At 44.3% G+C, this 12,336-nt stretch carries 7 protein-coding genes; 2 read left to right on the top strand and 5 right to left on the bottom strand.

The genetic code is table 11. The annotated features are described in order from the left end of the window. The first annotated feature begins 193 nt into the window (after window positions 1-193). Window positions 194-1,117, top strand: coding sequence for a manganese catalase family protein (locus ACR5KR_RS01615; protein WP_448265201.1), 924 nt, complete (start codon window positions 194-196; stop codon window positions 1,115-1,117). Between the two features lie 216 nt (window positions 1,118-1,333). Here ACR5KR_RS01615 and ACR5KR_RS01610 read toward each other — a convergent pair whose 3' ends face one another. Continuing rightward, a complete protein-coding gene (locus ACR5KR_RS01610; RefSeq protein WP_448265200.1) occupies window positions 1,334-2,563 on the bottom strand; it encodes a DUF4336 domain-containing protein in 1,230 nt (409 codons plus the stop codon). A gap of 309 nt (window positions 2,564-2,872) precedes the next feature. Between ACR5KR_RS01610 and ACR5KR_RS01605 the strand changes: the two genes are divergently transcribed. After that, complete coding sequence (locus tag ACR5KR_RS01605) at window positions 2,873-3,262, top strand: hypothetical protein (RefSeq protein WP_322710766.1); 390 nt, start codon at window positions 2,873-2,875, stop codon at window positions 3,260-3,262. 59 nt (window positions 3,263-3,321) lie between these two features. On the opposite strand, the gene ACR5KR_RS01600 is transcribed toward ACR5KR_RS01605, so the two are convergent. From ACR5KR_RS01600 to ACR5KR_RS01585, 4 genes are all read right to left on the bottom strand, one after another. Next, window positions 3,322-3,555, bottom strand: coding sequence for a hypothetical protein (locus ACR5KR_RS01600; RefSeq protein ID WP_448265199.1), 234 nt, complete (start codon window positions 3,553-3,555; stop codon window positions 3,322-3,324). A gap of 319 nt (window positions 3,556-3,874) precedes the next feature. Next, window positions 3,875-6,388 carry a phosphoenolpyruvate--protein phosphotransferase gene (gene ptsP, locus ACR5KR_RS01595; RefSeq protein WP_448265198.1) on the bottom strand — a complete coding sequence of 838 codons (2,514 nt, stop codon included), beginning with the start codon at window positions 6,386-6,388 and terminating at the stop codon, window positions 3,875-3,877. Between the two features lie 61 nt (window positions 6,389-6,449). Next, window positions 6,450-7,646: a hypothetical protein gene (locus ACR5KR_RS01590; RefSeq protein WP_448265197.1), complete on the bottom strand. Its 1,197-nt coding sequence runs from the start codon at window positions 7,644-7,646 to the stop codon at window positions 6,450-6,452. Between the two features lie 838 nt (window positions 7,647-8,484). Beyond that, window positions 8,485-12,312: a beta strand repeat-containing protein gene (locus ACR5KR_RS01585; RefSeq protein WP_448265196.1), complete on the bottom strand. Its 3,828-nt coding sequence runs from the start codon at window positions 12,310-12,312 to the stop codon at window positions 8,485-8,487. Window positions 12,313-12,336: the final 24 nt, after the last annotated feature.

Genomic DNA, 12,336 nt, shown 5'->3' with positions numbered 1-12,336 from the left:
TAGACAGAACTATAAATAAGAAAGCCTAGTCAAAATACTTATTTAAAAGTATTTTTTTTATCTGACTAGAGGCTGATGAAGATAAAACATTTGATTAGTTTCCTAGATAAGGAGAGGCTACACAAAATCGGATAAAAGTTTGGCAACTGTATTGATTTTGTGTAAGCAGCCCTGCAATTAACGAGGAATTCAAATGTTTTATCACAATAAGAAACTCCAGTATTTTAAGCCGCCAGAAAAACCAGATGCAGTCTACGCAATGAAAATTCAAGAACTCATCGGCGGTACTTTTGGTGAAATGACCGTGATGATGCAGTATCTGTTTCAGGGTTGGAACTGTCGAGGTCCAGCCAAGTACCGGGATATGCTGCTTGATGTTGGAACTGAGGAAATCGGTCACATTGAGATGCTGGCAACGATGATTGCCCATCTTCTAGATAAAGCGCCGCTGAAAATGCAAGAAGAAAGTGTCAAAGATGCGGTTGTGGGTGCTGTAATGGGCGGTAGTAATCCACGGGATGTAATTATGGCGGCGGCGACGAACCCTCAACACGCCATTGTCTCTGGTTTGGGTGCAACGCCATCTGATAGCGTCGGCTATCCTTGGAACGGTCGCTTTATTGTCTCCAGTGGCAACCTGTTGGCAGATTTCCGGTCTAATCTCCACGCTGAAAGTCAGGGACGTTTGCAGGCAGTGCGACTGTATGAAATGACGGACGATCCAGGAGTGAAAGATACCTTGAGCTTTATGATCGCCCGTGATACGATGCACCAAAACTTGTGGCTAGCAACCATTGAGGATTTAGAAAGCTCTGGATTGGAAACCACTCCAGTTGCCAGTTCCTTCCCGTTGGAATTGGAGAAACGCGAGTTTGCCTATCAGTTCTGGAATCACTCAGAAGGCACGGAAAGTGCCGAAGGTCGTTGGGCAAAAGGCCCCTCAATGGATGGCAAAGGCGAATTCGAGTATGTGGAAAATCCCCAACCACTAGGCCCAGAACCGCAACCTCCTGTGCCCGACCCACGACTGCATGGTACCTCGAAAATGCCACTGGCACAAGGCGACGTTTCAAGCGCACCCTCTTTGATTGACCGGATAACAAATATCGATGGTTAATCATATTTCCAGCACTTATACCATTCCACGAAACATCTGATACAGATACATAGCTTTGGTAGCACAGTTAGCTGTGTTACCTGCATCCCAAGGAGGGCGTTATATTGCAGTATGATTCAGTTAAGGATAATTGGTCTTTCAAGACGCGATAAACCGCGTCTCTACATCATCAGGGTTTTGGGTTTATCTGAACTGTATTGCGCTATATCGTCTCTCCTACACTTTCTCTTTGGCTGCTGGCACAATCCCAAACTTATTTAAACCTGCATCGATTTCTCTAAGTGTTTTAAAATCTTCCTCTGGTAAACGATAGCTGCTACTGCTGAACAAACCCCTACTGACAGCAGGTTGTTTTTCCAAAAAAGAGAAAGCTTGGCGAAACTGATATGGTTCGGCTTTAATCGGTGAATCAAAATGGCAAGGAATAATCCACTGGAAGTCCCAACTCGCAACTTTATCAGCCCACTCAATGGTTTCCTTCGGGGCGCGGTTGAGAATTAGCGTCTGTAAAATTGGTGCGACAAACAAACGCCCACCACCTCGCAGGGCATCAAACGATCGCTGCCAATCTGACTGCCATTTAAAGGGATACAATCCAAAATAAGCTTTCTTTGAGCGTTCTGGGGCTTTCAAGGAATCTCGTAACACCTGACTCCATTGGCGTATATCTAATGCCCTTGGTTGAAAGTACAAAGCAAACAGACAGATACGCTGCCAACCCTTACGGCGATTTGCCTGATTATCTACAACAATATCAGAAGCATAATCCTTGGCATGGAATAATAAAGGATATGAATCTAATAGAACGATCGCAGGTGGATCTTCTGGAATCGAAAGCACAGAATCCGTGATTAAAAGAGTATGCGATCGCTTGTGGAAAAAAGCAACTTCCGCAAACCTACCAGGCCCAAGACCAATGGGGCCCAGCATTGCATAATCAAACTCATCAGCAAAGGGGGTTTTGCTGCTATCTTCTGGAAGTACTTGAGTTCGTTTTGGAGGTAAGCCAAGCCAACTAAGGGGGAGATTTAGCGGAAAACTCCACTGATGGGGAGCGACAAACACCTGTGCAGTCGGAAAGTATCTCGCAAAGGGGCCAACGAAGACTTTGTGTTCTATACCAGAGATAGTTGGCAGAATGATGTACTTAATGTCGCCATATTTCACCACCAACTCATTCACAAGTCTGATGCACTCTGGGGTTGGTGCAACAGGCGCATAAACGAGAAGACCCCCAGTTTCCAACTTTACAACAGTCATGCGAATCGGCACAACAACGTAGAAAATACCTTGAATCTGGTCAAAATTCCAGATTGTGTCCTTAAGCACTTCTTGACGAATTGTCTGCCGCCTACCGTAGGGGTAGAGTGGCACAACAGGCCATAATCCCCAGGAAAAATCCTTTGGATAAATCTGTTGTGTATTGACTATGCGTTCATCAGCCACTCTGCAACCCCCTCCAAATTCCCAATATTCAAATTGTTTTTATTTGCTTTCCACGAAGTTGGAGTTTAGCAAATTGTTGAGATAATAATACCAATTTGTAATTCGTACTACTCCCTAAAGGCAAGAAGCAAGCTACGCGTAGCGTCCCGGAGGGAAGAGAGCCGAAGTGCTGCTCCCCTGCCGCCTATTTGTATCAACCTGAAAGTGAAATAGTATTACCAAAGGGAGATGCCAAGGCACTGAGGTTCTTTTTATGCGTCTTCATAAAGAATTGGTATCAGTCCTAAAAACAATTAATTGGAGAATAACGTGAAAATAGCGATTATTGCTAAAACATTAATTACATCTATAGGTTTATTAACTTTGTTTGCCCCAAGTCAAGCATCGGCTCAACTGATACCGCAACCTTGGGTTTCAGTCGGTGGAAAAGATGGTGACATAACTTATGCTGTCGGAGCTAGGGCTTTGAATTTTGGGGTTGAAGTGGGAACTGGCGCTGATGGTGCTACAGGAGTAGATGTTTTAAAATTTATTAATTTGCCTGTAATTTCACCTTATGTAGGAATTGGACTTTATTCGGAAGATAAAGGCGTTGCAGTTTCAGGTGGCGTTCAGGTAGGCGCTACTAATAACGTTTTTGTTGGCGCTGGTTACAATTCTATTCGCGGCTTTAACGGGCAATTGGGAATAAGATTTTAATTAATATTCATGTCCGCTTAATTATTTATTAAACCTGAAGAACCCCACCCCCACCAAAGCTATGCTTTGTCTCCCCTCCCGGCTCTTCGGGCTACGGTGTACACAAGTTTCTTGACCTGCAATGGCATTGCATCGACTGACAATGGCATTGCATTGACTGACAATGGCATTGCATTGACTAACAATGGCATTGCATCGACTGACAATACGATTGCATCGACTGACAATGGCATTGCATTGACTAACAATGGCATTGCATCGACTAACAATGGCATTGCATTGACTGATATCATGTCCGCTTAATTATTTATTAAACCTGAAGAACCCCACCCCGCCAAAGCTATGCTTTGTCTCCCCTCCCCGCAGTCCTACGGTGTACACACAAGTCAAAAAAAGTTTGATTTTCCATTCTTCTCTCGTTTATCTCGTTTGTCTCGTTTTGTCTCGTTCCCATGCTCTGTATGGGAATGCCCCTCGTTGAGGCTCTGCCTCCAATCTGGCATTGAGTCAGAGACTCAATGAATGCATTCCCAGTCGGAGACTGGGAACGAGGAAAGTCTTATCAAGCTAGGTTTTTAGCGCTTGTGTGTACACCGTAGAGCATAAAACTGATTATGCAGGTGGGGTAATTGAAGTTGAGATTAGTTCTCTAACATGCTCTGCGGAATCTTGTTGTAATGCTGATGCCACGATCGCTTCACTTTCAACTATACTTAACCGAGCGATCGCCTGCTTCACTCCAGGTATACTTTGGGGATTTACGCTCAATTCATCCAACCCTAAACCTAATAAAATTGGTGTTGCTAAAGTATCTGCTGCCAATTCTCCACATAATCCTACCGAAATCCCCGCCGCATGGGCAGCTTGGACAGTTTGCTGCACCATTCGCAATATGGCTGGATGTAGTGCATCAACTAAATTTGCCACGCTGGGATTAGTGCGATCGCTAGCCATGATGTACTGACTCAGATCGTTAGTGCCTATACTAAAGAAGTCTACTTCAGCAGCTAACCGATCGGCGATCGCTACTGCTGAGGGAACCTCTACCATAATTCCTACTTTCATTGCTGCATCAAATGCGATACCAGCTTGATTTAGTTCAGCTTGCACTTCGCCCAAAATTACCTTAGCTGCACGGACTTCAGTTACAGTAGCAATCATCGGCAACATGATCTTAATTTGGTGTCCGACACTAGCTCTCAAAATTGCCCGTAACTGAGTTTTGAAGAGTTCTGGACGATCTAAACAGAAACGAATTCCCCGCCAACCCAAAAAAGGGTTAGCTTCTCTTAACCCTACTTTTATATAGGGAAGCGGCTTATCACCACCGACATCGAGGGTACGAATAATTAGGGGACGATTATCTAAAACTTGGGCGATCGCCTGATACACTGCTAATTGTTCTTCTTCAGTCGGGGCGCTTGTCCTATCTAAATACAGAAACTCTGTGCGGAGTAGTCCCACCCCTTCTGCACCGCTAGCCACAGCAACTTGCACATCATTTATACTACCAATATTGGCGAAGACGCTAACTTGCCGACCATCACGAGTAATCGCTGGCTGATGTGCCGTAGCTCGTGCTTCTTGTTGGGCAGTTTGCCAAGCTGATTGTTTTGCTGCCAGTAAATCCAGGATATCTGATTCTGGTTCTACCCAAGCTCTGCCACTTTCACCATCAAGTGCCATCATTGTACCATCAGCCAAGTGCAACACCTGGGCATCCACTCCCAAAACTGCTGGAATACCCAACGTCCGGGCGATAATTGCACTGTGGGAGGTGGCACTACCTGAAGTTGTACAAATACCTAACACCTTTGTCGGATCTAGTCCCGCCGTATCCGAGGGGGTTAAATCAGTCGCCACCAAAATTGCAGGTGACTCAAGATGCAGGTTCGCAGGGGCATTCCCAGCCAGTAATCGCAGCACTCTTTGCCCAACATCTACAACATCGTCAACTCGCTCTTGCAGATAAGAATCCTCAAGTGCGCGGTAGGAAGTCGCGACTTCATCGACTACAGCTTGCCAAGCTGCTTCAGCATTTATATGGTTGTCTAAAATACGCTGATGAGCCGCTTCCAACAGTACTGGATCTTCTAAAAACAGTAATTGGGCATCGAAAATGGCAGCTTCAGCGTCGCCAATTTGCAGAGATGCTTGTGAGAAAACTGCTTGAATTTCTTGTCGGGCAGTATTAATTGCTCCCTGTAATCTTTGCCACTCTGGATCGGGATCGTCTACGTGATATTCTGTGATTTTGATGTGAGTGGGTTGATAATGAACAACAGGTGCGATCGCTACTCCTGGAGAAGCTGCAATCCCCGAAAGTTCGCCGTGAGTTGCTGGAGTAGCTTCATGGTGAAATGGTAATGGAGAACTCAAAACAACATTATCTTCACCAAAGTTATTTGCAAATAATGCCTGTAATGCATCCAGCGCTTCATCTGCATCAGAACCGGTAGCAGTAATCAGCAGTTCGTGTCCTTGACGCACCCCTAAAGTTGTAACTTGGTTAATACTGTCACCCCTAACTAACTCAGTATTTCTGGTTAAATTCCGCACCAGAATTTGGGATTGAAACCGGGCTGCGGTGGCTACAAATTGGGCTGCGGGGCGGGCGTGTAATCCTAAGCGATTGCTGACAATCAGCCGGATTTCTCGCGTTGGGGATTCTGTATTGGTTGTTGTTGGGCTGACAACTGATAACGGACTACTTACACCCAATTGAGTTGCTTTGGCGAGGAGTGCGCCGCGTGCTTCCGCCATAACTTGGTGAATATCTCTACCAGCCGCCGCCGCCACCACAGCAGCGATCGCACCTTCTACTAGAGGTGCTTCACACAAATACACTTTTTCCTGTTGTGCTTCTGGCAAAAACTCGATTGCCATTTCGGCACTCAGCAAAGCACTACCCAAATCCATTAATACCAAGACACCATCATCAGAAAAAACAGAAGCGATCGCCTCATAAACCTGAATCGGATCGGTACCCAATGGATTTTCAGGATCTTCAATACCTGCTGCAACAGCAATGGGAACTTGGCCTTGAACCATCTGCGCGGCGAGTTCCCGCACGCCCAAAGCTAGTTGTTTACTGTGAGAAACGATAACAATTGCGATCGCGGCCACACCGTCAACCTTGTTGAGAGGTTTGCGTTTAGCTAGTTATCCATTTCATTTTCCCATTCCGCTACAATTGCAACTGCCCGAAAATATTCCGGTCTTTCCAGCTAGAAATACGAATAAAATAGCCTTCTTTTACGGAAATACGTGGTTTCCACTCATAAACTCCATCGCTAGCAGTACGGGAAGAAATGTTTTGGATAAGTTTGTTCCCATCGTACAACTTAATCGAGACATCGCCGTCAAAATTATCCCGCCACAATATTAAAAAAGGCTGATCTTTCTTTGGAAGTACTTTACCAGCTGGTTGAGCGATCGAGATTTTTGGCGCAATCTGATTTTTGCTTTTCTTACGGAATCCTAGATAATGAGGTAAATCTCGGAAAGTAGGATTTTCTTGCAGATTAGACAGTTGGGGAACAATAATGTTTCCCTTCTGGGAATTGAATAAATAAGTCGATCTGCCACCATCAACAGTAATGATATCGCTTTTGACTCCTAATTTACGTAATAAATCGGCTGCCTTATCCAGAGTTGCTTGATTCACCGTCATCATCAACAACAACTCGTCACCTTTAACACCATCTTTGTTCAGAGTACCGATGACTTGATACTTATTCGCTTGATTTTGGGCTAAGACTTTCGCCGGATGATCGCTATATCGGTAAGTGACAATCGCATTCTTCACTGCTTTTTGATTAAGAGGCGCACCGCTAGCTTGGTTGTAATCGGTAATGTATGCCTGCTTATCATCCCAGACTAAGGTTTTGAGGCGAATATTACGATAATATTTATCTTTTGGTTTTTTGATTGGCCCATAAGGGCTACTGCCGCCAGTGATGACTACACCATTAAGTTTAATCGGAAAGGATAATTGAGTACTAGATTGGTATTGTTCAAAGAAAGAACAATTAATCATCGAAAAAACGTTGTTTGTATAAAGTTTTTGATATTCGTCTGTCACTTCAGAAAACAACTTATTTTGGAAAAAAGGGCTGTAATGCCCACCTTCTCCTTGATAATACTTACCTTCATTTAGACCCATATTATCTACCTCTCCGATAATTTGGTCTATGTGCATTTTGCCCAGTTCGATAACTTGTAAATAAGCTTCGTTTCCATTGGTTAATTGTTTTTTATATAAAGCTGCCCCGTCTACAGCTTGGAGAGGCTGATAAGAAGATAGAGGGTTGAAAGTTTGGGCAATCCAAAAGCTACTCAGAATCGGCAGCAAAAAAAGCAGTAAATTGATTAGAACATTCATCGTCTTGCGATCGCAATTCCGCAAAAAAGTTGTTGTTACTACTTTAAGCCTAATGAGTTGCGATACCTGCGGTAAATGCTCGCCTACCCATGACGGTATTCACTATAGGGCGTTGCATATTTCCGGGATGATTTTACTATTTTTGTGAGGTGGGACAAAAGCCCGTCCCTTGTATTTTCGGGCGGGCAGGATGCCATTGGTGTCAACTTAAGCTAAAACTCTTTTCAAATCTCGTTTCCAGCCTCTGGCTGGAAATGCTCTTCAATTGCGGCTCTGCCGCAAGTCTTGAGGCAAAGCCTCAAGGACACGCATTCCCAGTCTCAGACTGGGAACGAGACAATATCTAAAAGCCTTTTCTAGGCTGGCTTTCACGTTAAGTTGACACCAATGGCAGGATGCCCATCCCACAAAAGTCATCCCTTAATTCAGCAACGCCCACTATAGGCTAATACTGCTCGGTTAATGAATATTCGTAGGTTGGGTTGAGCCAAGCGAAACCCAACAAACCCCTCAAAATGTTGGGTTTCGTTCCTCAAACGCCACGTGCTTCAAGTCGGGGAACCGCAAGGGCGCAGTGGCTCCCCAATCTATAAATTTTTATTTTTTAGCCTTAACCGAGTAGTATTGCACTATAGGCTATTAAAATTACAAACGCAGACATAATTAAATTTAGGCAATAACACTTGCAAACCATCCGCACTCATATCAAAAGTTGAGAAACAAAACCCAACATCTACTCTCTGCTAGAAGTAATTACATAGAGTAATCGAATGAGAGGTACTTACAAAAGCACCTCGCAACCTGTGTCGCTTAATGAGCAGAGAATGATTAATTACGATTAAACTAATACAAAGTTCTTTTCAGTTAGTGACAGTCCAGCAGATAATTGGGCAAATTTTACCTGAGTAAATGTACTTGCACTGCCATCAAGGTCAAAATATAGCGCACCTGTAATATCGTCATAGATAAATCGTTGATTGCTTGTTGTTGCAGATGTTCCGATAGTAAACTGACTTGTTTGAAGTGAAGGCGTTGACAACCCGCCACCAAAATCATAAGTCGATACCTGAATCAGTTCATTAGTAGCATTGAAGTCATAAATAGTATCAACACCTTGGTTGTAACTATTGAAAGCAAAGGTATCAGTACCAGCTCCTCCAATTAGACTATCATTACCATTGCCACCTATGAGAAAGTCATTGCCATTGCCACCTGTGAGGATATTTTTACCAGAGGCGTCATAGGCTGTAAGAGTATCATTACCATCATCCCCAGATAGCAGGTTATCGCCTGTTGAACTGCCAGTATCCAAGCGATCATTTCCTGCACCTCCGTTGAGGGTGTTATTACCAGACGAGCGAGAGTCGTTGAAATCACTGGAGTTGTAGCTGTAGTAGTTACCAGAAAGATCAAGCTCATCATTGCCATCGCCTCCAGAGAGCAGGTTATCACCTGTTAAACCACCAGCTCTCAAGCGATCGTCCCCCCCACCTCCGTCTAGGGTGTTATTGCCCTCCGATCGTGAGTCGTTAGAATCGCCGTAGCTGTAGCTGTAAGAGCCAATAAGGTAAAGAGTATCATTGCCGTTACCACCAGAAAGCAGATTATCGCCTTTTGAACCACCAGCACTCAAGGTATCGTCACCTACACCTCCTTCTAGGGTGTTATTCCCCAAGGAGCGAGAGCCGTAGGAGTTGCTGGGGAAAACTGAGCCAGAAACCTTAAAAAAGCCAGAGATGTCAAGAGAATCATTGCCATCACTTCCAGAGAGCAAGTTATCGGCTATTGAACCGCTAGCATTCAAGGTATCGTCACCAGTACCACCGTCAAGAGTGTCATTGCCTGTAGTGGTAATGAGAGTATCATTTCCCACACCGCCAATGAGAATATCATTTCCTACACCACCTCTGAGCAGGTCATTACCACTCAACCCGTCGATGATGTCGTCACCCCCTTGACCATTGATTACATCATTAGAGTTATCAAAACCCGTAATGTTATTGTCGAGGTCATTGAGGAAGGTAACAGTGTTTCTGTTGAAAAGGGTAGTTTGAATGGAATTGGCATCAAACACATCAAAACTGTCGGTGATGCTGGTTTGTCCATCAAACAGGATATTTCCAATAGCTGGTTGTGAAGAAGTTGCTGGCAGATTATCCAGATTTTCTAATTTGAAGTTTTGGAGAATGACTTTGCTATTAGGGACATTTTCAAAGGTGATTTCTAAGTTGCTACCATTTTGAGTTAATTGCAGATTTTGAGCAGTGAAGATACTACCTGTAGCGAATACACCACCTGTAAATTGCAAGGTGTCTGAGGAGGCAATCACTGCCGCAGACGGATTTGAGCCTTTACCTACACCACCGAAATCGGTGATAATATCAGTGTTAGTGTCGTTAGAGTAGTAGCTGTCGTTGAAGTTGTAAACAAATTTATCATTGCCCGTGCCACCAGTTAGGGTGTCGTCACCACTCCCACCTGTCAGGATATCATTACCGACACCGCCAATAATCGTATCATTTCCACCATAGCCCCCAAAGAGCGTATCATTACCACTATTACCAACAATGTTGTCATTGTGATATGTACCTGAGATATTTAATCGCTCAATATTTTTGTAGCTAACCCGATTCGTGCCTGCCGTAATTGCTCCAATGTTGGTAGAGGCATTGAATGTCGTTGTAATCCCCCCAGAAACACTGTTGTCATTGCTGTAATCGACAGACAACACATCGTCACCCTGGCCTCCATCGATCGTATCTTTGCCACCAGAACCAGTGGAAAGCGTATCGTTTCCATCATTGCCAACAATGTTGTCGCTGTAGGCTGTACCTAAAATATTTAATTGTTCGATATTCTTGTAGTCAATCCGATATGTCCCCGCCGTAATTTCTCCTTTATTTGTGGCCGCATTGAACGTCGTTGTGATTCCCACTGTAGCATTGCTGTAATCGACGAACAATACATCGTCACCTGCTCCCCCATCGATCGTATCTTTGCCACCAGAACCAGTGTAGAGCGTATCGTTCCCATCATTGCCAACAATGTTGTCGTCGTAGGCTGTACCTAAGATATTTAATCGTTCGATATTCTTATAATTAACTCGATAAGTACCTACCGTAATTTCCCCCTTATTTGTGGTCGCATTGAACGTCGTTGTGATTCCCCCAGAAGTATAGCTGTAATCGACTGACAACAAATCGTCATCCTTACCTCCGTCTATCGTTTGAGTCACTAAATCAGAGAAGAGAGTATCTAAAATTGTGAAGTCTAGATAGAAGGAATCATTGCCATCGCCCCCAGAGAAAAAGTTATTCCCTGTGTAATACTCAACACGCAATGTATCGTCACCAGCGCCACCGTTGAGGGTGTTATTGCCTGAAGAAGGGTTATAGAAGTCTTGACCGCTATAGGAGATAAGATCGCCAGAAATGGAGAGAGAATCATTGCCATCGCCTCCAGAGAGCAAGTTATTGCCTGTTGAATTGCCAGCATTCAAGGTATCGTCACCAGCACCACCATTGAGTGTGTTATTGCCTGATGAGCTAAAATTAGGCTCTCCTCTATAAGTAAAAATGCCGGAAGTGGAGAGAGAATCATTGCCATCTCCCCCAGAGAGTAAGTTATTGCCTGATGGAGACTCGGCATTCAAGGTGTCATCACCAGCGCCACCATCGAGGGTATTATTGCTTGAGGAGGGATAATAGATGTATCCGCTGACGCTACTATAAACGTTAGAGGTAGAGAGATAATCATTGCCATCGCCCCCAGAGAGTAAGTTATTGCCAGATGTTGCCCCAGCATCCAAAACATCGTCACCAACCCCACCGTTGAGGGTGTTATCGCCTGTTGAAAATTCGACATTCAAGATATCATTGCCCGCACCACCAACGAGAGTATCATTGCCTGTGAGGGAGTCATTCCCGACACCACCAATGAGAATATCATTCCCGACACCACCAATGAGGAAGTCATTACCCGCACCACCTCTGAGTATGTCGTTGCCACTTAAGCCGTCAATGAGGTCATCCCCGCCCTGACCATTGATGACATCATTTGAGTTATCAAAGCCGCTAACATTATTGTTGAGGTCGTTAAGAAAAGTGACTGTATTCAAGTTGAAGATAGTGCTTTGAGTAGAGTTAGCATTGAAGACATCAAAGCTATCTATAGTGCTAGTTTCTCCCTCAAATAGGATATTGCCCAAGTCTACAGTGGCACCTGTAGATTTGCTGAGGTTATCGAGGTTTTCCAGAGCAAAGTTTTGCAGGATAACTGGGACATCAAAAAACCTCGTTATATAAGCATCCCCTGCAAAGCTGATTTCCAGATTCTTGCCTTTTTCGGTCAACAACAAATTTTGGGCTATGGCACCATCGCCCTGGAATTCTAGGGTATCCACTTCGGTAGTGACTGCTGCTGTTGGGTTTGTCCCTTTACCTACACCACCAAAATCGGTGATTATCGTAGTATTGTTGTTGTTGTTGTTGTTGGTGTAGTTGTAGTAGTAGTAGACGAATTTATCGTTGCCGCCTCCACCAGTTAAGGTGTCTTTGCCACCGTTAGGATATATGGTATCGTTGCCTGCAAGACCCTTAATCGTATCCGCGTCACTATAAGTACCCTGTAGGGTATCATCACCGTTAGTTCCAATAATATCTGCCATAACTTTTACCTTTCTAAATCGATT

Source organism: Nostoc sp. DSM 114159, from assembly GCF_053470285.1.
This window is presented reverse-complemented; position numbering and strand designations above follow the sequence as displayed.

What these genes read in the sequence shown, in the direction of transcription:
- ACR5KR_RS01615 (WP_448265201.1), top strand. Translation starts at nt 194, where the DNA reads ATGTTTTATCACAATAAGAAACTCCAGTATTTTAAGCCGCCAGAAAAA.
- ACR5KR_RS01590 (WP_448265197.1), bottom strand. Translation starts at nt 7,646, where the DNA reads ATGAATGTTCTAATCAATTTACTGCTTTTTTTGCTGCCGATTCTGAGT.
- ACR5KR_RS01600 (WP_448265199.1), bottom strand. Translation starts at nt 3,555, where the DNA reads ATGATATCAGTCAATGCAATGCCATTGTTAGTCGATGCAATGCCATTG.
- ACR5KR_RS01585 (WP_448265196.1), bottom strand. Translation starts at nt 12,312, where the DNA reads ATGGCAGATATTATTGGAACTAACGGTGATGATACCCTACAGGGTACT.